Source organism: Enterobacter sp. BIGb0383 (assembly GCF_003751845.1).
GTDB lineage: Bacteria > Pseudomonadota > Gammaproteobacteria > Enterobacterales > Enterobacteriaceae > BIGb0383.
In genome coordinates, this window is record NZ_RJKQ01000002.1 from 1265946 (window position 1) to 1292443 (window position 26498).

The following is a 26498-nucleotide window of genomic DNA, read 5'->3' on the forward strand; positions in this document are numbered from 1 at the left end:
CTTCCTTTATTGTTATAAAAAAGGTGGGCGTAGCGCGCCACGCCCGCCAGATTACTGTCCGGCGATTTTCATCTCCGGCAGCAGTACAGAACCACACTGGATGTTGCTGCGCGTTTCGATATCGTCACCAACGGTAACAATGCTGCGCCACATCTCTTTAAGGTTACCGGCGATGGTGATTTCGCTCACCGGATACTGAATTTCGCCGTTTTCGACCCAGAAGCCGGACGCACCGCGGGAGTAGTCCCCGGTCACGCCGCTGACGCCCTGGCCCATTAATTCAGTGACCACCAGGCCGGTGCCCATCTCTTTCAGCATCTGCTCGAAGCTCAGCCCCTGGCCTTTGATGCGCCAGTTATGGATTCCACCTGCGTGCCCGGTGCTTTTCAGCCCCAGCTTGCGCGCGGAGTAGTTAGTCAGCAGCCACTGGGTCAGCACGCCGTCTTTAATAATATCGCGGCGGGACGTCATCACACCTTCGCTGTCGAACGGCGTCGAGGCCAGGCCTTTCAGCAGGTGCGGATGCTCTTCAATGGTCAGCCACTCCGGCAGAATTTGCTGGCCGAGAGAATCGAGCAGGAAGGTGGATTTACGGTAGACCGCCCCACCGGCAATGGCCCCGACCAGATGACCGAAGAGGCCGGTCGCGACTTCATTGGCGAAAATAACCGGCGCTTTCATGGTGGACAGTTTACGCGGAGCAAGGCGTGAGAGCGTACGGCGGGCGCATTCGGCACCGACCCACTCCGGGCTTTGCAGATCGCCCAGCGCCCGGCCAATGGTGTAGGCGTAGTCGCGTTCCATATCACCGTTATGTTCGGCAATCACGCAGCTGGACAGGGAATGACGGGTGGAGCAGTAGCTTTGCAGCATGCCGTGGCTGTTGCCGAACACTTTGATGCCGTAGTGGCTATTAAAGCTGCCGCCTTCGGTATTGGTAATGCGCTTATCCGCTTCAAGAGAGGCTTTTTCAGCGCGGGCCGCCAGTTCAATCGCTTCGTCCGGGCTGACTTCTGCCGGGTGGAACAGATCAAGATCCGGGGCGTCAAACGCCAGCAGCTCTTTGTCCGCCACGCCCGCGCACGGGTCCGGCGAGGTATAGCGAGCAATATCCAGCGCCGCCTGCACGGTGCGGGCAATCGCCTCCGGGCTTAAGTCGGTCGATGAGGCGCTGCCTTTGCGGTTCTGATGATAAACGGTGATGCCCAGCGCACCATCGCTATTAAATTCGACATTCTCCACCTCGCCATAGCGGGTGCTGACACCGATACCGGTGGTTTTGCTCACGGCCACTTCCGCGCCGTCTGAATGCGCGGAGGCGAGTTCCAGCGCGGTGGATACGGCTTTTTCCAGTACTTTGCGCTGCTCTGCAACTTCTGTGATTACTTTCATCGCGAATGCCATAATGTAGAGAGAATTTCTTTGAAGTCTAACAGAGAACCGTTTTTCAGTGCGCGCCTTAACTGGTAACATTAGCCTCTTTTTTAAGGAGCCTGAGATGACTAAGCAGCCCGATGACTGGCTCGACGATGTTCCCGGTGATGAAATCGACGATGAAGACGATGAAATTATCTGGGTCAGTAAGAGTGAAATTAAACGCGATGCCGAGGAGCTGAAACGCCTTGGTGCCGAAATGGTGGACCTGGGAAAAAACGCGCTGGATAAAATCCCGCTGGACCAGGATCTGCGCGATGCCATTGAACTGGCGCAGCGAATCAAAAAAGAGGGCCGTCGTCGTCAGATGCAGCTTATCGGCAAAATGTTACGTAACCGTGACGTCGAACCGATCCGTCAGGCTCTGGACAAGCTGAAAAACCGCCATAACCAGCAGGTCTCCTTCTTCCATAAGCTGGAGCAAATTCGCGACCGTCTGATTGAAGTGGGCGATGACGCGGTGCCGGAAGTGCTGAATCTGTGGCCGCAGGCCGACCGTCAGCAGCTGCGTTCGCTGATCCGCAACGCGCAAAAAGAGAAAGAAGGCAATAAACCGCCGAAATCAGCGCGACTGATTTTCCAGTATCTGCGCGAGCTGGCAGAGAGCGAAGAGTAAGCCTGTTGTCGGGTGAGGGCTAATGCCCTCACCTCAACGTTCACAACGTTAGTCCTGTTCCGCCGCCGCGGCTGCCTTTTTCGCCAGCCCGTCCAGCAGTTTCTGATGGATCCCACCAAACCCGCCGTTGCTCATCACCAGAATGTGATCGCCCGGCTGCGCGGTTTTCACCACCATATCCGCCAACGTATCGACGTCGGCGCTCCAGTACGCAGGCTGAACGCAGGATTCCGCGACTTCGGCAACCTGCCACGGAATATGCTGCGGCTGCAGCAGGAAGACTTCATCGGCCCGGCCCAGCGACGGAGCCAGATCGGTTTTGCTGACGCCCATTTTCATGGTGTTGGAGCGCGGCTCCAGCACGGCAATAATCCGTGCGGTCCCGCCCACTTTGCCACGTAACGCTGCCAGGGTGGCCAGAATCGCCGTCGGATGATGGGCAAAATCGTCATAGACGGTCACGCCGTGGGCTTCACCGCGCAGCTCAAGACGACGGCGGGCGTTGATAAAACCGCCCAGCGCATTGGCGGCATCGGCCGGCGCCACGCCAACGTGCCGTGCAGCGGCAATCGCCATCAGGCCGTTATGCATATTGTGTTCGCCGACCAGGCCCCAGTTGACCTGCCCGACGCTTTCACCATCCAGCCACACTTCCCACTCGGAGGCGTCGTTGCTCAGCTTCTTCGCCTGCCAGTGGCCCTGCTCGCCCACCAGCTCCTGCTCGCTCCAGCAGCCCATGCCGATGGTTTGCTTCAGATTAGCGTCATTTTCCGGCCAGATAATTCTGCCCTGCCCCGGTACGATACGCACCAGGTGATGGAACTGCTTCTGGATGTCTTTAAGATCGTCAAAGATGTCCGCGTGATCGAACTCAAGGTTATTGAGGATCAGCGTGCGCGGGCAGTAGTGAACGAATTTGGAGCGTTTATCGAAGAAGGCGCAGTCATATTCGTCGGCTTCAATCACAAAGAATGAACTGTCGCCCAGACGTGCGGAGACGTCGAAGTTCCCCGGTACGCCGCCGATCACAAAGCCCGGCTGATAGCCGCAGGCGTCGAGGATCCAGGTCACCATCCCGGCGGTAGTGGTTTTGCCGTGCGTCCCGGCGACAGCCAGCACCCAGCGGTCGCGCAGAACAAAGTCGTGCAGCCACTGCGGGCCCGACATAAACGGAATGTTCTTTTCCAGCACCGCTTCGACGCAGGGATTCCCACGCGACAGGGCGTTGCCGATAATCACCAGATCCGGCTGAGGATCGAGCTGCTGCGGATCGTAACCCTGAATCAGATCAATACCCTGCTTTTCCAGCAGCGTGCTCATCGGCGGATACACATTGGCATCCGAGCCGGTAACGTCATGACCCAGCGAACGCGCCAGCAACGCCAGCCCGCCCATAAACGTGCCACAGATTCCCAAAATATGAATACGCATACATCTCTATCCTTTTTTTAGCCGGGGCACATTCTACTCATATGTCCGCCATCACGGAAATGCATTTCAGGATATTCCGTAGTGTGCTGGCGCGATTCACCTGTGCGCTAAATTTTGAATCTTTGTTAGTATTGTTGCAGTTCGCTTTACTCCATACAAAATGCAGGGAAAGGTTATGAAAACGTTAGGTGAATTTATCGTTGAGAAACAGCATGAGTTCTCTCACGCTACCGGTGAGCTGACTTCGCTGCTGTCGGCGATAAAGCTGGGCGCCAAAATCATCCACCGCGACATTAACAAGGCCGGTCTGGTGGATATTCTCGGGGCCAGCGGCGCCGAGAACGTACAGGGCGAGGTGCAGCAGAAACTCGATCTGTTCGCCAATGAAAAACTGAAGGCTGCGCTGCGCGCCCGCGACATCGTGGCCGGTATCGCGTCCGAAGAAGAAGACGAGATCGTGGTCTTTGACGGCTATGAGCATGCAAAATACGTGGTGCTGATGGACCCGCTGGACGGCTCCTCCAACATCGACGTTAACGTCTCTGTCGGCACCATCTTCTCTATCTATCGCCGCGTGACGCCGGTCGGTACGCCGGTAACGGAAGAAGACTTCCTGCAGCCGGGCAGCGCCCAGGTTGCGGCAGGCTATGTGGTGTATGGCTCCTCCACCATGCTGGTCTATACCACCGGCTGTGGCGTACACGCCTTCACCTACGACCCGTCTCTGGGTGTGTTCTGTCTGTGCCAGGAGCGTATGCGCTTCCCGGAGCAGGGCACCACCTACTCCATTAACGAAGGGAACTACATCAAATTCCCGCAGGGCGTGAAGAAATACCTCAAGTTCTGCCAGGAAGAAGATAAAGCGACCCAGCGCCCGTACACCACGCGCTATATCGGCTCGCTGGTAGCGGACTTCCACCGTAACCTGTTGAAAGGCGGGATCTACCTCTACCCAAGCACCGCCAGCCACCCGGAAGGGAAACTGCGCCTGCTGTACGAGTGCAACCCGATGGCGTTCCTCGCGGAACAGGCCGGCGGTAAAGCCAGCGACGGTAAAGATCGTATTCTGGATATCGTCCCGGAAAGCCTGCACCAGCGCCGTCCGTTCTTCGTTGGCAACGAGCATATGGTTGACGACGTTGAGCGCTTTATGCGTGAGTTCCCGGACGCGTAAGCAACCGTGAATGGGAAAAGCGCCGCATACCGCGGCGCTTTTTTATTTTACAAAGGTCCGTTTTACGCGTTGAGAAAAACAAAAATAGGGGATGGCGATCGCGGCGACAATCAGCGCGCGGAACACAGACAGCGCGGATTCAATGTCCAGCGGGAAAAACAACAGAGAGTCGAGCAGCAGCAGATCGATACCGGACAGAATCAACTCGGCGATGATGAGCGTGATAACGGCGAACGGCAAAACCCGTTTACGCTGATAAAACAGAAAGGCTACCCAGACGCTATAACCCAACAGGCCCACTCTGGAACCCAGATAAAATAACAACATTCTCACCTGTGGGTCGGCCAGATTGCCGTAGCTGCCGCGTAGCATCCCCTGCAAATCAATGGCGCTGATGAGATAAGACATCACGCCGATAAACAACCACAGCACTGCCAGCCACAGCCAGCCGCCGATCTCCTGACCAGGAGTATGCTCCCTGTTGTCCACACGACCTCCCTGTTGATCTGCCGCGCGAATGCGCGGCAGACAATACTATCAGGCCTGAGCCTGTAAACGGAATGACGACATCGCCTGCATCAGCTCGCGGGACTGCTCTTCCAGCGAACGGGTCGCGGCGGAAGACTGCTGAACCAGGGCGGCGTTCTGCTGGGCGGTTTCATCCATCTGGCTGACGGCGATATTGACCTGCTCAATGCCGCGGCTCTGCTCCAGCGAAGCACTGGCAATTTCGCGCATCAGTTTGGTCATCCGCACCACTTCTTCGGCGATCTCATCCATGGTTTCTCCGGCCTGCTGGGCCAGTTCGCTGCCTTCGTTGACCTGCGACTGGGAGTTGCCAATCAGCTGGCGGATCTCTTTCGCCGCGTCAGCGCTGCGGCTGGCAAGGGTACGGACTTCTCCGGCGACCACCGCAAAACCACGGCCCTGCTCGCCGGCACGCGCCGCTTCGACCGCCGCATTGAGCGCCAGAATATTGGTCTGGAAGGCGATACTGTCGATCACGCTGAGGATATCGCCGATACGGCTGGAGCTGCCGGAAATATCGCGCATTTTTTCAATCACGTAGCAGACCATTTCGCTGCCGCGATCCGCCGTGTCGGAGACCGCTTTCGCCAGCTTATGCGCCTGCTCGGCGTTGTCCGCATTCAGTTTCACCGTGGCGGTGATCTGCTCCATGCTGGCAGCGGTCTGCTCCAGAGAGGTCGCGGTGGATTCCGTCCGCTGGGAAAGATGCTCGTTCCCGGCGGTCAGCTCCCGGCTGCCGATATCGATTTGTGAGCTGGCGTCGCGTACCCGCATCACCGACTCCATCAGCGCCGTGCGCATGCCGTCAATGGCCGTGCTCAGGCGCCTGAACTCCTGGCTGGCCGGTTTTTCATGGACCAGCAGCAGATTACCGGCGGCAACCTGTTCAATCTGGGCAATTGAGGCGTCCAGCGGCTTAAGCAGCAGATGGCGCAGTACCAGCCAGGCCAGCACAATCACCCCGGCGGTCAGCAGCGCGGCGATCACAATGGCGATCATCACCCGGCTCTTGCTGGCCAGCACCGCGCTGACCTCCGACTGCCCGCGGGCTTCGCCCCAGACCTGGAACGCCTGCATATCCGTATCGAACTGATGCGATACCGGAATCAGCTTGCTTTCCAGCAGCTCGTAGTACGCATCCGGGCTCTGTTCGTTGAGCGCGGTCAGCATCGGCGTGATGCCGTCTTTAAAATAAGCGCCGTAGCTGGCGGCGACTTTTTCCAGCAACTGCGCGCCCTGAGGATCGTCAACGCCGCTGTCGATCACGCTCTGCAGCGCTTTACCCGACTTCTCCACATCAAGCTGGATAGCCTTCACCGATTTCGCGGCGTCATCGAGCAGACCAATTTCCATCATTCGCACCGCCTGGCCCGCTTCATTACGCGCGCGCAGAATACCGGTATAGCCCTCGTTGAGGCGCAGCATCTGCTCGCCCTGGAGGTGGTTAATACGTTCAAGAGAGGAAGAGCTCTGACTAAGAGCATAAATGCCGATACCGCTGACCAGCAGCAGTAACAGGGTCATGACGGCGAGTAAAGAGAGCAGGCCGGCACGAATCGATAGCGTTTTGAGCATGATGGAGATTCCGGTAGCAATGATTGTGTGTTGTGTGTAATGCATTCTCCGGGCAAGAACCCGGAGTAATTTTAGGTATAAAGGATGGTATCGGCCGCTAGCGGAAAAGTTTTAGTTATTTTTTCATCATATCAATATGTTATGACCTTATGCCATTATCTGTGATACGCGTCACATTCGCGCTCTGCCGGTTTTCCCACAGCACAATCAGCCCGCGCTGTAGCGCGATAAAGATAAACAGCAGAATGCCGATGGCAATTTTGGTCCACCAGGAGCTCAGAGTGCCGTCAAAGTTGATATAGGTCTGGATAAGCCCCTGAATCCCGACGCCGAACAGCGTGCCCAGCACCGTCCCGACGCCGCCGCTCAGCAGCGTCCCACCAATCACCACCGAGGCGATGGCATCCAGCTCCACGCCCACCCCGGCCAGCGCGTAGCCCGCCTGGGTATAGATAGAGAAGACAATCCCGGCGAGGGTCGCCAGGCCGGTTGAGAGCATATAGATACGGATGGTGGTACTGCGGGTGGAGATCCCCATCAGGCTCGCCGAGGTGGCGTTGCCGCCAATGGCGTAGACCTGATTGCCAAAGCGGGTCCGGTGGGCGAGGAAGATCCCCAGAACCACCACGCCCAGCATCATCAGGCCCATCGCGCTCAGCCGTCCGCCACCGGGGATTTTCCACGCCAGGCTCGACAGGGTGTCGTAAATCGGGTGGTTAATCGGAATCGACTCCTCCGACACCAGGTAGCTGACGCCGCGCAGGAAGAACATCCCCGCGAGGGTGATAATAAAGGCCGGGATTTTCAGGGCGTCGATAAGCAGCCCCATAAACGCCCCGAAAGCGCAGCCCATCGCCAGCACCAGCGGGAAGGCCACCAGCGGCGACAGCCCCCAGTAGCCAATCGCTTTTGCCAGGAAGACACCGGTAAAGGCGATCACCGACCCGACGGAGAGATCGATCCCGCCGGAGAGGATCACAAAGGTCATGCCGACGGCGATAATGCCGAGAAAAGCGTTATCGGTCAGAATATTGCAGATCACCCGCGTTGAGGCGAAGGCCGGAAACTGAGTCATGCAAAAGAGATAGCCCAGCACAAAAACGCCGAGGGTGATCATCAGCGGCAAGTTACGTTTTATCATGACCACGCATCCCCTTGATCAGACTAATAAAGCGCGGCGACTGGACGATCAGCACGCACAGCACCACAATCGCTTTCACCACCTGGTTCATCTCCGGCGGAAACCCGGAGAGCAGAATGCCGGTGTTCATGCCCTGAATAATCAGCGCCCCCACCACCGACAGGAACAGATTAAAGCGCCCGCCCATCAGCGACGCCCCGCCGATCACCACCGCCAGAATGGCGTCCAGCTCCAGCCACAGCCCGGCGTTGTTGGCGTCGGCACCGCGAATATCGGCGGTGACGATGGTCCCGGCAATGGCCGCACAGACGCCGCTCAGCACGTAGGTCAGCATCACCACGGTGCGGGTATTCACCCCGGCATTTTTGGCGGCGCGGATATTGATCCCAACCGCCTCAATAAACATCCCCAGCGCGGTTTTACGCACCAGCAGCCAGAAGGCAATCAGCGTCAGCACGGCGATAATCACCGGCGTCGGGAAGAACAGCAGCGAACCGCTGCCGAACCAGGAGAGTTCCGGCGAGTTAAAGGTCACAATCTGCCCGGAGGTGATCAGCTGCGCGACCCCGCGCCCGGCAACCATCAGGATCAGCGTCGCCACAAAGGGCTGGATCTTGAGGACCGCCACCAGAATACCGTTCCACAGACCCGCCAGCACGCCGGAGCCAATGGCGGCCAGCAGCACCACCGGCAGGCTGTAGCCGGCGACGGTCATCGAGGCGGCGGTGGCACCGGCAATCGCCATTACCGCCCCCACCGACAGATCGATCCCACCGGTGGCGATCACCAGGGTCATGCCGATGGCCAGTAGCGCAACCGGTGCGGCACGGTTCAGAATATCAATCGGGCTGCCAAACAGCCGCCCGTCCTGTAAAACGACCTGAAAGAAGTGCGGCGCGACCAGGCTGTCAACCAGCAGCACCAGCAGCAGCGCGATAATTTGCGGCATACCGGTGGGCCAGTTAAAACGCCGCTTTGGCTGGCCGGGTTGCGGAAGGGAACGGGACATCACGGGTGACTCCTTATGCCGCAATGGCATTCATGATCGCCGGAACCGACAGCGCATCCAGCGGGATCTCCGCCACCTGGCGGCGATCCCGCATAATGATCACCCGATCCGCATAGCCCACCAGCTCCTCCAGTTCGGAGGAGATCACCAGCAGCGCCAGACCGTCGGCGCAGAGGGTTTCGATCAGGCGGATAATCTCCGCGTGCGCGCCCACGTCAATGCCGCGAGTTGGCTCGTCGAGGATCAGGAACTGGGGTCGGGTCAGCAGCCAGCGGGAGAGCAGGACCTTCTGCTGGTTGCCGCCGGAGAGAAATTCAATGGGCTGTTCGGCGCTGGGGGTACGTATGCCAAGCTGACGAATAAAGCGCTCGGCGATTTCACCCTGCTCGCGCCGGGAGATGGGTCGTAGCCAGCCGCGCTGGGCCTGCAGGGCGAGAACAATGTTTTCCCGCACCGAGGCGGCGGCAATAATGCCGTCGGTTTTGCGATCCTCCGGACAAAATCCGATCCCCAGACAGGAAGCCTTATGCGGCGAGCTCAGCGTCTGCGGTTTGCCTTTGATCAGCGCCGTGCCGCTGTCTGCCGGTTTGATCCCAAAGATAACTTCGGCGGTTTCCGTACGCCCGGAACCGAGCAGTCCCGCCAGGCCGACGATCTCTCCCGGACGAACTTCCAGATCGAACGGTGCAAGGGTGCCTTTCTTACCGAAATCTTTAAAGGCCGCCACCGGCTTATCGCTCAGCAGCGTCCGCCCGGCGCGCTGGAGGGCATTGTTATCCAGCTCGCGGCCAAGCATCATTTTGACCAGCTCAATCTGCGGCAGCTCGCGGGTTTCCCGGCAGCCGACAAAGCCCCCGTTGCGCAGAACTGTAATGCGGTCGCTGACCTGGTAGACCTGATCGAGGAAGTGGGTGACAAAGATCAGGCTGACGCCCCGATCGCGCAGCTGGCGCATCAGGGTAAAGAGCATTTCCACTTCCTGGGTATCGAGACTGGCGGTCGGCTCATCGAGGATCAGCACTTTCGCCGAGAGATCGATAGCCCGGCAGATCGCCACAATCTGCTGCATCGCCACCGAGAAGCGGTTAAGCGGCTCGCGCACGTCGAGGGAGAAGCCGTAGCCTTCCATCAGTTCGGTGGCGCGCTTTTCCATCTCTTTGCGCCGCAGAAAGCCGAAGCGCTTAGGCTCGCGCCCGATAAATAGGTTATCCGCCACCGACATATTCGGCAGCAGGTTCACTTCCTGATAAACAGTGCCAATCCCCAGAGACTGGGCATGGGCGGTATTTTTTGGCGAGATCGCGTTACCGTCCAGCCAGATAGTGCCGCGATCCGGGTGATAAACGCCGGTCAGGGCTTTAATCAGGGTCGATTTACCGGCACCGTTTTCACCCAGCAGCGCCATGATTTCGCCGCGCCGCAGGCTAAAGTCGACACTATCCAGCGCCTTAACGCCGGGAAAAAATTTGCACAGGCCTTCGGTGCGCAAAATAACCTGCTGTGATTCGGCGGTCATATTATTATCCCCTTACTCCCCTCCCTCAGATGAAGGAGGGGAATCAATCACTCAGTAACCCATACCTTTTTTCTTATCCAGCTCCGCCTGGGCATTTTCAGGCAGGAACAGCGTCGATTTGGTCAGGGTCAGCTTCTCAGGTGCGGTACCGTCTTTTTTGAATTTCTCCAGCGCATCAAACGCCGGACCGGCCATATTCGGGGTCAGCTCTACGCTGGCGTTAGCTTCACCGTCGAGCATGGCTTTGAAGATATCCGGCACGCCGTCGATAGAGCCGGTGAGGATATCTTTGCCCGGTTTCAGGCCCGCTTCTTTAATGGCCTGGATGGCACCGATCGCCATATCGTCGTTGTGGGCGTAAACCATGCAGATGTTTTTGCCGTTGTTTTCCGCCTTGATAAAGCTCTCCATCACCTCTTTCCCTTTACTGCGGGTAAAGTCGCCGGACTGGGAGCGGATAATCTTGATGTTGGAGGCTTTTGCGATAGCCTCAGCGAAGCCTTTCTTACGGTCGATGGCCACGCTGGCACCGACGGTGCCCTGCAGTTCAACGACATTACACGCCTTGTCGCCAACGGTTTTAATCAGCCATTCGCCAATCAGACGACCTTCCAGCACGTTGTCGGCGGTGACGGTGGTCATATAGAGCGACTTATCTTTGACATCAATAGAGCGGTCCAGCAGGAATACCGGGATTTCCGCCTCTTTGGCCTCTTTCAGCACCGGCTCCCAGCCGGTCGCCACCACGGGCGCAATAAAGATGGCGTCCAGGTCCTGGGCAATAAAGGAACGTACTGCCTTGATCTGGTTCTCCTGTTTCTGCTGTCCGTCGGCGATCTTCAGCGTGATGCCGCGCTTCTCCGCTTCGCTTTTCGCGACGCTGGTTTCGGCCGCTCGCCAGCCGGATTCAGACCCAACCTGGGAAAATCCCACGGTTAAGGGAGCGGCCATCGCCATAGACGACATGGCTGCCGAAACTGCTGTGACAAGAAGTAAACGCTTCCACATAAGGACGTCCTCGTAGGGTTATTGTAAGTAAAACGTCACCTGCGCAAGAACTATAGACAATAGGCGATGTAACGGACTGCGTTACATCACACTTCAGAAAAGTGAATGAATTGTTAACTCAGGCTGACGGCGGGAGTCAGGGCGTGATGCGGCATCGCGGGGAGCGGGTCAGCGGTTGAAATTGATGAATTTTTTGTCAGGTTTTTCGCTTTTCCACTCCATTTGTAACCGCTTCCATAAATTTATTCAGTATCCGGCTGAGGTTATGGATTTTCACGCTATGGAAACGGTCTGAAAATGCAGTCTGAAGGCCGCGATCGGCGAAAACAGGCAAAGACTTTCCGCGCCATTTGGCTATAATACCCGGCACTTGTTTGCACACATTTCAAAGGAAACAAACATGAGCTTACTCAACGTCCCGGCGGGCAAAGAACTGCCAGAAGATATCTACGTTATCATCGAAATTCCTGCTAACGCAGATCCAATCAAGTATGAAGTCGATAAAGACAGCGGCGCGCTGTTCGTTGACCGTTTCATGTCCACCGCGATGTTCTACCCGTGCAACTACGGCTACATCAACCACACCCTCTCCCTGGACGGTGATCCGGTAGACGTGCTGGTCCCGACGCCGTACCCGCTGGAGCCAGGCTCAGTGATCCGCTGCCGTCCGGTTGGCGTCCTGAAAATGACCGACGAATCCGGTGAAGATGCCAAGCTGGTTGCGGTACCGCACACCAAGCTGAGCAAAGAGTACGATCACATTAAAGATGTGAACGATATTCCGGAACTGCTGAAAGCGCAGATCACCCACTTCTTCGAGCACTACAAAGACCTCGAAAAAGGCAAATGGGTGAAAGTGGACGGCTGGGATAACGCCGAAGCCGCGAAAGCCGAAATCATTGCCTCCTTCGAGCGCGCAGCGAAGAAGTAATCTTCTTTGCCCGCTGAAAAACCCTGGACACTGCGTTCAGGGTTTTTTCGTTTCCGTGGCCGTCAGCTTCAGAAACATTATTACCAGACTGAATGAATAATGCCGCTTTCCATTTAGCTCAATTATTAAAAACGAAAACAAATACCCAACGGACCTCGGGCGAGTATACTGTCGCTATATTGTTACCTATACAGCGATACAAGGAACGAGGACCCGCTGATGACATTAGAAAATGTCCCTTCGCTTTTAGCCTCTCTGCATCAGGAAGCTGCCCGTTTACTTCCTGCGGAAATAGAAACCTTATACATCGACCGCGTGACCGTTGGGCTCTTTTTTACGGCGGTTAAGCTCAGCAACGGTAGCGGCGGCCTCGCGGCCACGCCCATAAAAACCATTCCTTCGGCGGTATGCTGCACCAGTTCGGCGAAAGCCCTTCCCTCACCGGGAAAGCTAAAAGGTAAGCCGCTACAAACGATTCTGCGAGATCTCTACTGTGATTTTCCTCTGCGCAAAGCCATCGCGATTGCCGCCCTTAATGCGCTGATTGAGCTGCTCTGGGAAAACCCTGAGTGGCGCGCCGGGGTAACGATTGGCAATAAAGAAGATGCATTCGATCTGCTCCCCCTTCCGGCCACCAGCAACGTGGTGCTGGTCGGTGCCTTTCCGCCCTATATTCGTGAACTGCGCAAAAGGGGCCAGGCCTTTAAAATTCTGGAACTCGACCCGTCGGTGCTGAAAGCGTCCGAGATACCCTATTTTGCCCCGGCGGACACGGCCTCTGAGGTGATTCCATGGGGCGATATTATTATCTCGACGGGGACAACGCTGATCAACGATACGCTGGATCCCCTCCTTGCGCTCGCCCGGCCGGATACGCAGTTTGCCATTATTGGTCCCACCACGCCGCTGCTGCCCGCGCCCTTCCTGCAGCGTGGAGCCGCCGTGATTGGCGGATGCCGCGTAATGGATATTGACGCGCTTCTCGACCTGCTGGCTGAGGGCGCATCGGGCTATCACTTCTTTGGCAAATCCGTTGAGCGGGTAAGCTTACTTCTGACACATTGAGGCACCGCCATGCAATCTCCTCTTTTTATCGTTGAACATCTCCTTTGTAACTATCAGGAACCGGGCCAGGAGAAGCGTAAGCGCCCGGTGCAGAAAACGGCTTTTATCCACTTTGACGGGGCTGAAAGCGATACCGGCGACAGAGAGCAGTATGACGATGCCGATAAGGCCCTGCTGCACTACGCTTTCGATCATTATGCGTACTGGAAAAGCTATCTGGGCCTGCCACATCCCCGGCTGGAGCGGCCCGGCGCCTTCAGTGAAAATATCTCCACCCACGGTATTACGGAACGCGATCTGTGCATTGGCGATATTTTTCAGGCAGGCGGAGCGGTGATACAGGTCACTCAGGGGCGCGAAGCCTGTGGCACCATGAACCGGCGCTTCAATCACCCGGAAATGAATCTTGAAATGCACGGCACCCACCGGAACGGATGGTTCTATCGGGTGCTGACGGAAGGGCAAATAACGACAGGCGATGCAGCCCGGCTGCTCGAGAGGCCAAATCCTCAGTGGACCCTTGCTCGCGTACAGCACTATGTGTTTAACCCTACGCAGGACACCGCTATTCTGGAAGAACTTGCTTCCCTTCCTTATATGGCAAAAGAGTGGACGGAACGCTTTCTAAAACAGTTAAACACGTAATTAAACGGGTGATATATATAGATTTAATATAGGAGAAACTATATTTATCACCTCAGCATAATAAGCCATGAAAATTCCGCCTGAAGCATCACAATTAATAAAAATGCTAGTGAACAATTTTCCCCATCCGGATATGGCTGGTGATCGCGCAATTACCAGCCATATCCGGACGGGGATTTTTGTTGTTTTAGCCATTGTCTCTCTCGGCGTGAGCCGGGTTTATATTGCGCCGGAACGCGTTCTGGCCATTCTCTTGTCAAAATATGTTGCCGTTACGCCGGTCTGGACGCCTGCGGAAGCGCTTATCGTAATGAACGTCAGGCTGCCGCGGATCTGCGCAGCCCTGATGGTCGATGCGGCGCTGGCAGATGCCGGAAGCGCCTACCAGAACCTGTTCCGTAACCCCATCGTCTCGCCCGATATCCTGGGCGTCTCTGACGGGGTATCGTTGCGCTTCAGCGCTGTTTTTTCCCGCAGTCGCGCACTGTCATAAAACCTTCACAATGAATTTTTGCCGATGAAAATTAATGACATAATTCAAATAGCTGAAATTCTGCTCTTTTGCCCTACATAAAGTCTGACTCCCCCGGGTCGATACCCAATCCTGTGATTGCGATCTCTCTTTTTATCACCTCGGGAATAACAGAACGGCATGAAACTCAACCATCTTACTATCGGTCAGCGTCTCGGGCTTCTCGCGACGCTGCTTCTGCTCGCCACGCTGTTTATCGGCGTTCGCGGACTGAGCGTCAACGCCAACGGACTGGCCCAGAACAACCGTATTATGGCGACGCAGCAGATTATCGCCGACAGCATCGATACCGCCCGTAATGCGCAGGTGCAGTTTAAAATTCAGGTCCAGGAGTGGAAAAATACCCTGCTGCGCGGCAACCAGGATCAGAAAACGTTTGATAAATACCGCACTGCGTTTATCGACCAGAGCCAGAAAACCCAGCAGCTGTTAACTAGCCTCAGCGAACTGCTGCCGAAGATCGGCATGGACAATGCGCGGGTGCTGGAGACACGCCAGCGTCACGCCGAGCTGGAAAAACACTATCTCGACGCCCTGCAGCAGTACGCCGTCGCTGACCCGACCAGCGCACAGCGCGTGGATAAACTGGTCACCGGCATCGACCGTGAACCGACGAAGATGATCGATGACGTCGTGAGCCGCACCCTGGCCCATGCCGCAGAGATCAATCAGCAGACCCACAGCCAGAACCAGGCCCAGTATCAGCAAACCAGCCTGATGCTGTTTATCACCATGGGCCTGACCCTGCTGGTCGGGGCGCTCGTGACCTGGTGGCTGGTGACCAGCATTACCCGTCCGCTGGCGCAGGCGGTGACGGTCGCCCGTTCGGTGGCCGAAGGTAATCTGCAGCAGAACATTACCGTCGCGGGCCGGGATGAAACCGCCGGGCTGATGCGCGCCCTGCTGGAGATGAACGATAATCTGACCCGTATCGTGGCCGATGTACGTACCGGCACGGAAACCATCGCCAGCGCCTCGGCACAGATCGCCAGCGGCAGCCGCGATTTATCCGCCCGTAATGAAGCCCAGGCCAGCGCGCTGGAGCAGACCGCCGCTTCAATGGAGCAGCTCACCTCGGTGGTGAAGAGCAATGCCGGAAACTCGCACTTTGCCAGCGATATCGCCCGTAATGCCCGCACGATTGCCGACAAAGGCGGCGAAGCGGTAGAGCGTGCGGTACAGACCATGAGCGAAGTGAGCGCGTTCTCCAGCGAGATCAACAGCATTATCAGCATGATCGACAGTATTGCCTTCCAGACCAATATCCTGGCGCTGAATGCGGCGGTAGAAGCGGCCCGTGCGGGCACAGAAGGTCGCGGGTTTGCGGTAGTCGCCGCCGAAGTGCGCGCGCTGGCCCAGCGCTCGGCGGGTGCGGCGAAAGAGATCCGCACCCTTATCGACCGCTCGGTTAGCCGCATTGATGACGGCAACGTCCAGGTGAAAGAAGCCGGTTCGGCGATGGCGGAGATCCTGCAGAGCGTCAGCAAGGTCAGCGAGCTGATCGAGGCAATTTCCCAGGCCAGCCACGAGCAGAGCGCGGGGATCGATCAGGTTAATATCGCGGTGACCCATATGGATACTGCGACCCAGCAGAACGCCACGCTGTCTCAGGAGTCCTCTGCCGCCGCGCACGCCATGCACCGCGAGGCGGAACAGCTCCTGGAAACGGTGAGCGTGTTTAAACTGCGCGAAAACGCGCTTTAATAAACGCAAAAAAGCCCGTCAGTGTAGAACACTGACGGGCTTTTTATTTTTACTTATCGATCCAGCCAGTTACCACTCTCAATCAGCCTAAACTGATTTACCGGACGCTGGTATACGTACATCCATGCGCTGCCGTAAGGCGTCTGAATCAACTGACGTGCGTATTCGCCGCCTTTGGTGCGGAGCGCATCAAGCTCGGCAAGCGTCGAGGCGTCAATTCGATAAACTTCCCCCTGTACCAGACCCTCTCCCGGAACCGCGCCCGGATAGTGGCCCAGATTGTACAGCTGGTAGTCATTGACGTTGTGATCGCCCAGCCACTGGGCGTTGGTCATCCAGTGGCTGTTGCCCTGTTTGCGTCGTAAACTGCCGTAAACAAATATTCGCATTGCTAGAACTCAAACTGATAGAGCACATCAAGTGCCTGGTCTATACCAGACACGGCTTCCAGATAAAGCCTGGGCATCAGGCGATAACGTAACGTAAGCGTCGCCAGTGAGTCAAAAATTCCCACGCCATATTTCACCTGCAGACCCGGCAGTACATAGCCACTGACCACAACCTGTGAAGAGTCACCGACTCCTTCGGTATCCAGGGCTAAATTGCTGACGCCAAACGTCTCGCCGATTTTACCCACAACCTGCCCACTTTGTGCAACCCCCAGGCCTATTAACATTGAGGTCATTGCCGCACTATCGCTCTGTCCGCTCTCCAGCCCCTGACCGCGAAGCAGATAAGAGAGCGCTTCCTGCTGCGACATTGCCGGGTCGGAGAAGACTTCCGCCTTCGGCTCATCGGCGCTGCCGGTGACGCGCACGCCCGCTACCACGTCGTTTTCCGTGGCGTCCGGGTTACGAATCGCCTCGATATTGAGCAGCGGCTGGTCCGGCGGGCCGGAGAAGAGCAGTTCGCCTTTACGCACCAGCAGATCCTGGCCGTAGGCGTGGAAGCGCCCGTCCGGGATATTAATCTGCCCGTTGAGACCCAGCCCCTGACGGTCCTGCGCCACGCGCAGATCGCCGGTCAGGCGCGCTTTCAGGCCGAAAGCGTCCAGACGTACGTCATTACCGACGTGGATCGTCAGATTGCTGTTGATCGGAATGCCTGCCGTTTTGGTCTCTTTCGGCTGCAGGTTTTCGTCGAGCATTACCTCATCGCTGGAGACGCCGACCGCGCTTTCCGGCACGTCGTGCACCACGATGCGCGCCCAGGGCACGTCCACCCGACCATTGAGGGTAAACAGGCTCGGCGTCGCCTCAAAGACCACGTCAGGGGAGACATCCAGCCTCACCATTGGCGGCACGGTGATCCGCACCCGGTTCCCCTGGGCGGCGATCCGCGCCCGCCAGTTATCGAGCTGGCTCCAGTCCGCATCGCCGCTCAGATTGATCTGCCCGCGCGCGGTGCGCACCACGCCCTGCAGGCTGGAGCTCATGCCGTTAAAGTTCATGGCAACCTGGCTCGGCTGCATATCGAACGGCATAAAGTTGCCTTCCACATCCAGACCATCCAGCTTCATCTGTCCGAACAGCTGCGGGCTTTGGGCATTGCCGCCGAGACGCAGATTCGCACTCAGCATCCCCGCCACTTTCTCGCCGCGGGAGAAGATGGCGTTAACCATGCCCAGCGAGAAGTTGCTGATATTGATATTACCGCCCAGCGCCCGCCGTCCCTGGGGATCGGTGACCTGTACCTGACCGTCGAACTGACCGTTGTTGACCAGACGGATCATCCACCCCAGCTCGGCGCGGTTATCGCGCAGACGAGCGTTGACGTTGAGGGTGTCAAACGCCAGCGGCAGCGGTGCATCGTTGACCGTCTGGGTGACTTTGACGCCGCGTCCGCTCAGGTTAACCTGACCTTCCGGCAGCCCCTCTTTGGTGGCATCCCAGCTGACGTCCGCCCGGCCGGTAAAGACGCCGCTGGCCTGGGTGGTTTCCGGCATAAACGGTGCCAGCATCGCCAGGTCGAAGCGGGTCAGATCGACCACTGCCCGCCCCTCTTTTCCGGCATCGATGGTCTGCGGAATACAGAGTCCGGCATTCGGGTTGTTCCAGCAGTGTGGCCCGATGCTGATTTTCTGCTCCTGATTGCGGTAGTCCAGTGCGACCGGACGGCTCAGCGTCCAGGGACCGACCGGCGTGGCAAAGCGGGTATTGCTTAGCGTGCCGGTCCAGCGCTGTTGTTCCCGGTTAAAGCTGCCCGCCAGATCCAGCTGGCCGGAGACCGGCTTGCCCTGTACCCGCAGTTGGAGACGATGCTGCTTCTCGCTGCCGTCCGCGTTCAGCAACACCTGGCGGATGTTAATACCCGGCTGAACGATGCTGTCTACCCGCACATCCAGCTTACCGGCGATCTGGTCGCTGGATTTGATATCGCCATCGACCCGCACGCGGGCAACGGTGAGCTCCTGCCAGCGCAGGCGGTTGGCGGTAATATCCGCCAGCAGCTGCGGGGCCTCGACGGTGCCGCGCACCTTCACCAGCCCTTTTGCATTGCCGCCCAGGCCCGGCAGGGCGTTATCCAGATTTGGCGCATCGATGGTGGCATCAAGGTTCAGATCCTGAACGCCCAGCTCACCTTTGATATCGGCGCTGTTGCGCCCCAGCTCGAGGTGTAAACCTTCAATAAACCACTGCAGATAGCTGTTGCCCTTCAGCGCGCCGGCAACCTTCACCCGGTTCTGCTTCACGTTGCCGGTGATATTGACCTCCGGCACCTCCATCTGCCAGGTCCCACCGTAGAGGCTGCCCCGGGTTTTCACCAGACCGTCGAGCTTCGACGGCCAGTCGGGCGCGACCTTCGCCGTATTGATCCCGGCAAGTTTTAGCTCGCCGCGCCAGCTGATCGCCTGCTGCCAGTCGAGGACCGCCTGCAGCTCGGTTTTGCCCTCCAGCGCCGCGACGGTCAGCTTATCGAGGTTAATCTGCTGCTCGTTGCCCGTGGCGTTAAGGTTGATGGTGGCGGGCGGCACATCCTGCCCGCTGACGGCGGTACTGAAGGCAAGTTTGTAGTCGGTGGCTTTGCCGCTGAGCTTGAGAGCCAGTTTGTCCGCCTGGAACTGCTTCTCGCCGGTAAAGGGCCAGTAAAGCTGCTGACTGTTGATCTCCAGGTTCAGCGGCAACCCGGCTTCCGCCAGCCGCGTCTGCGCCTGCAGAGTCATATCCACCGGGCCGGAGAGATTAACGCCCAGCTGAAGCTGCTCCCGCAGCGCGCCGCCGACCTGCAGTTTGATCTTCTCGCCCTTGAGCGGCTCAACGTTGAGGGTGCTGTTCAGGGTTAGATCCACCGGCCAGGTGCCGCTAAGCTGCGCGCTGCCGGTGGCATTGACCAGGCCCTGGTTTGAGTCGATATCGAGGGTATCCAGCCGCATATGGCCGTCGCTGCTGCTCACCTTGAGCAGCATATTGCTCACCGTCAGGTCGGTGTCACCGGTCAGGCGTAGCTGCTCGCCGTGGAAGGATTCGATATTAAGATTGACCGGCAGATTGACGTCGGCCATCTCCGGCAGCACCGGTTTGGCAAACAGCTGCTTCAGGGTTTCCCCCAGCGGCAGCTCGCCCGGCTGCGGATTGTCGATCTTCGGCTCGACCACCTGCTCCTGGGCCACCTCCGCCGCTTTCGGCAGGGCGATCAGCAGCCCCTGCAGCGAAGTCGGCGTCAGGGTCAGGTTTTTCTCCTGCCAGTTCAGGCCGGAGCTGAAGTTCATTAACGACACGGTGGTGTCATCAATCTGGATATTGATATTGTTCAGCGCCACGCGGCTCAGCGTGATGGGATACGGCGTGGAGAGGTTCAGCGGGCCGCTCTCCTCTTCCACAACCGGCGCGGCAGGCGGCGGCATCTTTTTGGTGTCGATCGCCACGTTAATATCCTGCAGGGCGATATCATTCACGCACAGCTGGCTGTCCCATAGGCAGCGCAGCTTGACCGCCAGATGCACGCGTCCGGCATTGACCGCCACGCCCGGCTGTTGATAGCGGATATTGCTCAGGGTCAGATCGCGCCAGCCGCCGGTGACCTGGCCGATTTCCAGCCCCGGAACCCAGCGGTTAGCCGCGTTAAACAGCAGATGCAGGCCGCTGGTAGTGCCAATCAGAAATCCAACGGTGCCCAGCAGCAGCACAATAAAAATCAGTACGCCGAGGCTTATCTTCTTCCATAAACTCATAATTCAGGCCCCAGACCGATGTAGAACTGTAAACCGTGCTCGTCTTTGTCACCCACCGGCACCGCGAAATCGAGTTTGATCGGCCCCACCGGCGACTGCCAGCGAACGCCGACGCCCGCGCCGGTTTTCCAGTTGCTGTTGCGGATATCGCTGACCGCTTCGCCACCGTCAACGAAGACGGCGCCCCACCAGGGGCCGGTCACGTTGTACTGGTACTCCAGCGAGCCGGTCGCCAGTTTCGACGCCCCTATCAGCTTGCCGTCGTCGTTTCTCGGCGCGATGGATTTATACTTGTAGCCACGAATACTGCGGTCGCCCCCGGCGAAGAAACGCAGGTCCGGCGGCACGCGTTCGAAGTCGCCGGTTTCAATCCAGCCCAGGTTGCCGCGCATCACAAAGCGGTGTTTATCCTGAAGAGTACGGATCCAGACGTTCTGCGCCTGCATCACGAGAAAATCGACGTCAGAGCCCCAGGCCGTATTGGAGTAGTCAATCGAGTAGCGCTGGGAATCGCCCCAGGTCGGCATCAGACCGCCACGGGAGCGGGTGCGGCTGATCATCACCCCGGGATAGAGCAGCATGGTGGTGTTGGTGACGTCGGCCTGGGTAAAGTGGTCGAGGCTCCAGCGCAGGTTAATCGCCCGCTGCCAGCCGCTGGAGAGATCCCAGAAGCGCGACAGGGCAAGCGTCGTGGAGTCGGACTCCGTATCGTTGAGATCCGTACGCTTAAAGCCGCCCTGCACCAGGTAGTACTGCTCAATCGGGTTTTTCAGCAGCGGGATTTTATAGCCAAAATCGAGCTGCTGTTCCGGCGCGGAAACGCTGGCGCTGGTAGTCAGGCTGTGGCCGTAAGAGTTCACCCAGGGTTTACGCCAGGTGGCTTTTACCCGTGGGCCGACGTCGGTTGAGTAGCCCACGCCGGTTTCAATGGTGTTTTCGGTGCGCGGACTCAGCACGCCGTGCAGCGGCAGGACCTTGCTTTCACGCGCTTCATCGAACTGAGGCGCCACCACCACCGAGTTAAACCAGCCAGTGGCGGAGAGGCGACGGTTAAGCTCGGCGAGATCGCTGGACTGGTAGAAGTCGCCCTGCTTAAAAGGCACCAGATTTTGCAGGTACTCGTCGCGGATTTGGGAATTTTCAAAGGTGACCGCACCGAAGCGATAGCGCTGGCCGCTGTCGTAATCGATATCCCAGAATGCCTGCTGACGCTCCACGGAGACGCCCAGTTGGCTTTTATTGAATTCGCTGTCGAAGTAGCCTTTACGCAGCGCAACCCGCGTCAGGCTGCTTTTGAAGCTGTCGTAGTCGGAATGCTTCAGCACGGTACCGACAGCGGGCCTGCCTTTTAACAGATCGAGATAGTCGCGGTCGGTACGCGCACCGCCGCGCAGCACAACGTCCGTGCCACCGATACGAACCGGCTCACCGGCCGAGACGCGGGCAAGCAGCACCTGCCGCCCCTTTTCCGGCGGCGGACGCAGTTCAAAGGTAATGGTCGGTTCGTAATACCCCAGCGCCTTTAGTCCACTGCGGATGGCATCATCCACGCGGGCCTGAAAGCGCCGGTCCGGCGTGACCTCATCGCTCTCAATCGTTGACAGCTGTGCCCGAACGTTTTTCTGCAGTTCGCCAGATAACCCTTCGACCTGTAAACGGATATTCGCTGCATGAACAGCGCTGGTTGTTGCTATGAGCAGGGTTGCCCAACATAACTGACGGATTTGTGGCACGTTTTCTCCTGACTATCCTTACCTTCCCCCCTGCACACTGAATGACCGGCCGCTCCGCGACGTCACAAAAAACCAGCGCTCAGGGTTGAAAAAAATACGACGACACAAATATTTCTTAATAGTTAACTCTAGACGTTTTCACGCTGTTATTGTGTGCAAAGAGACATCGGGTTACAACCCTAACCACAATCATCGCTGCCGGGAGGCCACAGGCATGAGTTTATTTGATAAAAACCACCTTGTTGCACAGTCGGACGCTCTGCCCGGCCGTGGCACGCCGATGCCCGTTGCCGCGCTGCATGCCGTAAACGAGCACTCGATGACTAACGTCCCGCCGGGTATGGAAATCGCCCTCTTCGCTATGGGCTGTTTCTGGGGCGTTGAACGTCTCTTCTGGTCCCTGCCGGGCGTCTACAGTACTGCAGCAGGCTACAGCGGCGGCTATACGGCAAACCCGACCTATCGCGAAGTCTGCACCGGCGAAACCGGCCATGCCGAAGCCGTGCGTATTGTCTACGACCCGCAAACCATTTCCTATGAGCAACTTCTGGAAGTGTTCTGGGAAAATCACGACCCGGCCCAGGGGATGCGCCAGGGCGGCGACCACGGCACCCAGTACCGCTCGGCGATTTATCCGCTGACGCCTGAACAGGATGCCGCAGCCAAGGCAAGCCTGCAACGCTTCCAGGACGCAATGACCGCCGCCGGAGATGAACGCGTTATCACTACCGAGATCGCCAGCGCCGGTCCGTTCTACTATGCCGAGGACGATCACCAGCAGTATCTGCATAAGAACCCGTACGGCTACTGCGGTATCGGGGGAATTGGGGTGTGTTTACCGCCGCAGTAAATTTAGGGGTAGCCAGTCTTGAGAGTGTGCCTGACGCAGGGAACGCAGGCCGATCGTAAAGACGCAAAAGCGTCATCCCTGACCGCTCGAGCCACGCCTTCCCTGGCGTGGCACGCTTTACTCCCCGGCCTGCGTTCCCTGCTTTTTGGCTTTGGTGGCCGTCTGTTTTCGCTAACTCGCAGCAAATAGTGCGCCGTCAGCCTTTCTTTCAAGCGTGTAAAGCGCGGGGATCAGTGCACTTATCGCCGTGATTCCGTGCGCAGCCTGGCACAGACTCTCCTGAGACAATTCAGTCACATTATTTTCAGAAAACGTAATAAAGGATTTCCCTAAAAAACGCAGCGCATGGCACAGCCCGAAGATATTCTCTTCGCAATAGGAAGAAAGTTGCAGGGCGTCTTCGGCAGAAAGCCGATCGGTACTCAGCCCGGATAACGCCGTCGCGAAGTCTGAAAACAGGATATCGAGATCGACAGGGCTAACACCCTGCTTATCTAAGCAGTGCAGCGCCTCATCTTTTGCGTGTGTTGGTGTGTTACTATTCGCATCAGCCATAGCATTACCTCTTTAATGTCGTGGTTAGACGCCCTGAACGTGTTGCTGCACAATCGGGGCGTTGTCATTTTCATCGTGTGATAGTAATGTGTCATCACACATAAATACACTAACTCAAGATAACTTAGGTGTCAACACACATGAATGACAGAAGAGGCAATCCACCTTTCCAGTTTCGCCTGGACCCGGAACTCCGTAAGGAAATGGAAGAAGCCCAGCATCAGGATGGCGATGAGTCGCTGGCGGCATGGATTAAGCGGATTATCAGGAAGGAGTTGAAGTCGCGTAAAGTTGGTGAAAAAGAGGAATGATTTGAAGTCTTGATCACGCAATCCAGCGTAAAGTCCCACCCGAAAATGACGATAACATCCATGAACTCAAAATGGATGATTGCCATGAAAAAGTTATTACTCATCACATTACTATTCAGCTCTCCACTTTTCGCAAAAGAAATTACTGTCGGTCAGGTCTGCAAAGCCGCTGCCGCTTCAATGTTTGATCGTGACCATAAAACGATGAAGCTGGATAAAGTAGAATCGGGAATAGCCTATGTGCATTACATCCGCCCGGTCGACAACTCACGTTGGGCTATCAAGTGCAAGTTAATGGGGGACCAGGTCATGTGGGCTTCCGATAATCCAGACAGCACAGGTCGCTGGCGCGATGATCCTGCTGACAGTGTCGTCAGGTTCTCTGTTGAAGGTAAAAAGCTGACTCTTTCAGAAATCTATAGCGATGGTTCAAGCACAACAAACACGTATCCATTAAAAGAACTATAAGAAAACGTGCGAACCAGCATCGCGTTTACCTGCCAGAGCCTCCGCGACCACGGCTCTGGTGATTTTACATTCCCTTACGCTATACTGTTGCCTGAAAAAGCCGCACCAGCGCCTGCGGTGCGGTTTTCAATGTGCATTTCGCACACTAATCAATTCCCTTCCGAGGATCTGGCCCATGGTCGGATAAACTATGTTAAACAGTATCTTAGTTATACTTTGCCTGATAGCCATTAGTTCATTTTTCTCCATGTCGGAGATATCCCTTGCCGCCTCCCGAAAGATCAAGCTGAAGCTCCTGGCGGATGACGGCAATATCAACGCGATGCGTATCCTGAAGATGCAGGAAAACCCCGGCACCTTCTTTACCGTTGTGCAGATTGGCCTGAACGCCGTTGCCATCCTGGGTGGTATCGTCGGCGATGCGGCGTTCTCCCCGTTCTTTTACCAGATGCTGATCAAGGTTGTGTCGCCGGAACTGGCGGACCAGCTGAGTTTTATTATCTCGTTCACCATTGTGACCAGCCTGTTTATCCTCTTTGCTGACCTGACCCCGAAACGCATCGGTATGATTGCGCCTGAAGCCGTGGCTTTGCGTATCATCAACCCGATGCGCTTCTGTCTGTTTGTGTTCCGCCCGTTGGTATGGTTCTTCAACGGCATGGCGAATATGATTTTCCGCCTGTTTAAGCTGCCGATGGTGCGCAAGGACGATATTACCTCCGATGATATCTACGCGGTGGTGGAAGCCGGTGCGCTGGCCGGGGTGCTGCGTAAGCAGGAGCACGAGCTGATTGAGAACGTGTTCGAACTGGAATCCCGTACCGTACCGTCTTCGATGACCTCTCGCGAGAACGTGATTTGGTTCGATCTGCATGAAGACGAGCAGAGTCTGAAGAACAAGGTCGCGCAGCATCCGCACTCCAAGTTCCTCGTTTGCAACGGCGATATTGACCATCTGCTCGGCTATGTCGACTCGAAGGACCTGCTGATCCGCGTGCTGGCAAACCAGAGCCTGGCCCTGAACAGCGGCGTAATGATCCGCAATACGCTGATCGTGCCCGATACGCTGACGCTCTCTGAGGCGCTGGAAAGTTTCAAAACCGCTGGCGAAGACTTTGCGGTGATCATGAACGAATACGCGCTGGTAGTGGGCATTATTACCCTTAACGACGTGATGACCACCCTGATGGGCGATCTGGTCGGCCAGGGACAGGAAGAGCAGATTGTGGCGCGCGATGAGAACTCATGGCTGATCGACGGCGGAACGCCGATTGAAGACGTGATGCGCGTGCTGGATATCGACGATTTCCCGCAGTCCGGCAACTACGAAACCATCGGCGGTTTTATGATGTTTATGCTGCGTAAGATCCCGAAACGTACCGACTCAGTGAAGTTCTCCGGCTATAAGTTCGAGGTGGTGGATATCGATAACTACCGCATCGACCAGCTGCTGGTGACGCGGATCGACAGCAAGCCCACCACGCTGGTGCCGAGGCTACCGGATGCCGACGAGAAAGGCGACGAGTAAGCGCCATTAAGCACAAATATAAACGGCTCCTGTTCAGGAGCCGTTGCTTTTAGGATTACTGCATAGCACTGTTGATTACGCCGTCTCTGTCTGCAGACGCATAACCTGACGGTTGACTTCGGACATCACAGAAAAGTGCTGTTTGTCCTTCACTTTTGGGATAAGGATCTTGCCCTTATCAAACTCAAAAGCGCCAACGTCCTTGATATACAACCGTCCACGGAACAGGATCTTCACGTACTTCGCCACCTGTAGTGGGTTGTAACGTTGGAAAATTTTCATTGTTTTTAACTCCTGCATAGTATTACGCCCTTGCGGTACCACACTCGGCCCAGCAGCGATGTAAGGCGCAAATTTAAAGCTTCATGACTATAGACCAGAACGCCAGGGTTACCCACCCTATATAAGTTTATTTACCGTTTCATTACAGTAATTCAGAATTATCGTTTCAATTGCGTAATGAACGCAGTATATGGCTTCAATTTGTTACGGTTATGTGCGTTCTGCCGCAATCTGGTACAAAGCTTGCGGGAAAAGCACCGGGATCGCACGTATGCTTAAAAACGGCGACCT

The 26498-nt window shown here is 56.9% G+C and carries 24 protein-coding genes; 11 read left to right on the forward strand and 13 right to left on the reverse strand.

From position 1 onward, the window contains the following. Nucleotides 1-51: 51 nt before the first annotated feature. Nucleotides 52-1404 (reverse strand): metalloprotease PmbA, encoded by a 1353-nt coding sequence (pmbA, locus tag EDF81_RS14325; RefSeq protein ID WP_123348785.1) that lies wholly within the window; start codon nt 1402-1404, stop codon nt 52-54. 94 nt (nt 1405-1498) lie between these two features. Between pmbA and yjgA the strand changes: the two genes are divergently transcribed. After that, nucleotides 1499-2050, forward strand: coding sequence for a ribosome biogenesis factor YjgA (yjgA, locus tag EDF81_RS14330; protein WP_123348786.1), 552 nt, complete (start codon nt 1499-1501; stop codon nt 2048-2050). A gap of 48 nt (nt 2051-2098) precedes the next feature. Here the strand turns inward: yjgA and mpl are convergent, their stop codons facing one another. Further along, a complete protein-coding gene (mpl, locus tag EDF81_RS14335; protein WP_123348787.1) occupies nt 2099-3481 on the reverse strand; it encodes a UDP-N-acetylmuramate:L-alanyl-gamma-D-glutamyl-meso-diaminopimelate ligase in 1383 nt (460 codons plus the stop codon). A gap of 175 nt (nt 3482-3656) precedes the next feature. Between mpl and fbp the strand changes: the two genes are divergently transcribed. Beyond that, nucleotides 3657-4655 carry a class 1 fructose-bisphosphatase gene (fbp, locus tag EDF81_RS14340; protein WP_123348788.1) on the forward strand — a complete coding sequence of 333 codons (999 nt, stop codon included), beginning with the start codon at nt 3657-3659 and terminating at the stop codon, nt 4653-4655. A gap of 42 nt (nt 4656-4697) precedes the next feature. Here the strand turns inward: fbp and EDF81_RS14345 are convergent, their stop codons facing one another. The 6 genes from EDF81_RS14345 to ytfQ all read right to left on the reverse strand — a co-directional run bounded on the left by EDF81_RS14345 (nt 4698) and on the right by ytfQ (nt 11432). After that, complete coding sequence (locus EDF81_RS14345) at nt 4698-5144, reverse strand: DUF2569 domain-containing protein (protein WP_184999504.1); 447 nt, start codon at nt 5142-5144, stop codon at nt 4698-4700. A gap of 48 nt (nt 5145-5192) precedes the next feature. Next, the gene (locus EDF81_RS14350; protein WP_123348790.1) at nt 5193-6758 is read right to left on the reverse strand and encodes a methyl-accepting chemotaxis protein; all 1566 of its coding nucleotides are present in this window, start codon (nt 6756-6758) and stop codon (nt 5193-5195) included. Nucleotides 6759-6897: 139 nt separating this feature from the next. Further along, a complete protein-coding gene (yjfF, locus tag EDF81_RS14355) occupies nt 6898-7899 on the reverse strand; it encodes a galactofuranose ABC transporter, permease protein YjfF (protein WP_123348791.1) in 1002 nt (333 codons plus the stop codon). Next, nucleotides 7886-8908 (reverse strand): galactofuranose ABC transporter, ATP-binding protein YtfT, encoded by a 1023-nt coding sequence (gene ytfT, locus EDF81_RS14360; RefSeq protein WP_123348792.1) that lies wholly within the window; start codon nt 8906-8908, stop codon nt 7886-7888. Before ytfT ends, yjfF begins: the two co-directional genes overlap by 14 nt. A 13-nt stretch (nt 8909-8921) precedes the next feature. Beyond that, nucleotides 8922-10424 (reverse strand): galactofuranose ABC transporter, ATP-binding protein YtfR, encoded by a 1503-nt coding sequence (gene ytfR / locus EDF81_RS14365; RefSeq protein WP_123348793.1) that lies wholly within the window; start codon nt 10422-10424, stop codon nt 8922-8924. Nucleotides 10425-10475: 51 nt separating this feature from the next. Continuing rightward, a complete protein-coding gene (gene ytfQ, locus EDF81_RS14370) occupies nt 10476-11432 on the reverse strand; it encodes a galactofuranose ABC transporter, galactofuranose-binding protein YtfQ (RefSeq protein ID WP_123348794.1) in 957 nt (318 codons plus the stop codon). A 400-nt stretch (nt 11433-11832) separates the two neighbouring features. On the opposite strand from ytfQ, the gene ppa reads away from it, so the two are divergent. From ppa to EDF81_RS14395, 5 genes are all read left to right on the forward strand, one after another. Beyond that, on the forward strand, nt 11833-12363 hold the full coding sequence (gene ppa, locus EDF81_RS14375; protein WP_123348795.1) for an inorganic diphosphatase: 531 nt from the start codon (nt 11833-11835) through the stop codon (nt 12361-12363). Between the two features lie 219 nt (nt 12364-12582). After that, the gene (locus EDF81_RS14380) at nt 12583-13428 is read left to right on the forward strand and encodes a DUF364 domain-containing protein (RefSeq protein ID WP_123348796.1); all 846 of its coding nucleotides are present in this window, start codon (nt 12583-12585) and stop codon (nt 13426-13428) included. A gap of 9 nt (nt 13429-13437) precedes the next feature. Continuing rightward, nucleotides 13438-14073 (forward strand): MOSC domain-containing protein, encoded by a 636-nt coding sequence (locus EDF81_RS14385; protein WP_123348797.1) that lies wholly within the window; start codon nt 13438-13440, stop codon nt 14071-14073. Between the two features lie 133 nt (nt 14074-14206). Beyond that, nucleotides 14207-14566 (forward strand): iron chelate uptake ABC transporter family permease subunit, encoded by a 360-nt coding sequence (locus EDF81_RS14390; protein ID WP_221180818.1) that lies wholly within the window; start codon nt 14207-14209, stop codon nt 14564-14566. Between the two features lie 159 nt (nt 14567-14725). Further along, the gene (locus EDF81_RS14395) at nt 14726-16309 is read left to right on the forward strand and encodes a methyl-accepting chemotaxis protein (RefSeq protein ID WP_123348798.1); all 1584 of its coding nucleotides are present in this window, start codon (nt 14726-14728) and stop codon (nt 16307-16309) included. Between the two features lie 53 nt (nt 16310-16362). On the opposite strand, the gene EDF81_RS14400 is transcribed toward EDF81_RS14395, so the two are convergent. The 3 genes from EDF81_RS14400 to tamA are packed head-to-tail and all read right to left on the reverse strand — an operon-like array spanning nt 16363 to nt 22213. Beyond that, the gene (locus EDF81_RS14400) at nt 16363-16698 is read right to left on the reverse strand and encodes a gamma-glutamylcyclotransferase (RefSeq protein WP_123348799.1); all 336 of its coding nucleotides are present in this window, start codon (nt 16696-16698) and stop codon (nt 16363-16365) included. A gap of 2 nt (nt 16699-16700) precedes the next feature. Beyond that, nucleotides 16701-20480: a translocation/assembly module TamB domain-containing protein gene (locus EDF81_RS14405; protein WP_123348800.1), complete on the reverse strand. Its 3780-nt coding sequence runs from the start codon at nt 20478-20480 to the stop codon at nt 16701-16703. Further along, entirely contained in the window at nt 20477-22213 is a 1737-nt protein-coding gene (tamA, locus tag EDF81_RS14410; protein WP_123348801.1) for an autotransporter assembly complex protein TamA, read from the reverse strand. The genes EDF81_RS14405 and tamA overlap by 4 nt, the downstream gene beginning before the upstream one ends. A gap of 214 nt (nt 22214-22427) precedes the next feature. On the opposite strand from tamA, the gene msrA reads away from it, so the two are divergent. Then, complete coding sequence (msrA, locus tag EDF81_RS14415) at nt 22428-23063, forward strand: peptide-methionine (S)-S-oxide reductase MsrA (RefSeq protein WP_123348802.1); 636 nt, start codon at nt 22428-22430, stop codon at nt 23061-23063. Between the two features lie 171 nt (nt 23064-23234). Here the strand turns inward: msrA and EDF81_RS14420 are convergent, their stop codons facing one another. Continuing rightward, nucleotides 23235-23618 (reverse strand): hypothetical protein, encoded by a 384-nt coding sequence (locus EDF81_RS14420; RefSeq protein ID WP_123348803.1) that lies wholly within the window; start codon nt 23616-23618, stop codon nt 23235-23237. A gap of 140 nt (nt 23619-23758) precedes the next feature. Between EDF81_RS14420 and EDF81_RS14425 the strand changes: the two genes are divergently transcribed. The 3 genes from EDF81_RS14425 to EDF81_RS14435 all read left to right on the forward strand — a co-directional run bounded on the left by EDF81_RS14425 (nt 23759) and on the right by EDF81_RS14435 (nt 25925). Beyond that, nucleotides 23759-23929, forward strand: coding sequence for a hypothetical protein (locus EDF81_RS14425; protein ID WP_184999503.1), 171 nt, complete (start codon nt 23759-23761; stop codon nt 23927-23929). An 84-nt stretch (nt 23930-24013) separates the two neighbouring features. After that, the gene (locus tag EDF81_RS14430; protein WP_123348805.1) at nt 24014-24397 is read left to right on the forward strand and encodes a hypothetical protein; all 384 of its coding nucleotides are present in this window, start codon (nt 24014-24016) and stop codon (nt 24395-24397) included. Nucleotides 24398-24587: 190 nt separating this feature from the next. Then, the gene (locus tag EDF81_RS14435) at nt 24588-25925 is read left to right on the forward strand and encodes a hemolysin family protein (protein ID WP_123348806.1); all 1338 of its coding nucleotides are present in this window, start codon (nt 24588-24590) and stop codon (nt 25923-25925) included. Nucleotides 25926-26000: 75 nt separating this feature from the next. Here the strand turns inward: EDF81_RS14435 and EDF81_RS14440 are convergent, their stop codons facing one another. After that, nucleotides 26001-26207 carry a DUF1107 domain-containing protein gene (locus tag EDF81_RS14440; RefSeq protein WP_123348807.1) on the reverse strand — a complete coding sequence of 69 codons (207 nt, stop codon included), beginning with the start codon at nt 26205-26207 and terminating at the stop codon, nt 26001-26003. Nucleotides 26208-26498 lie beyond the last annotated feature (291 nt).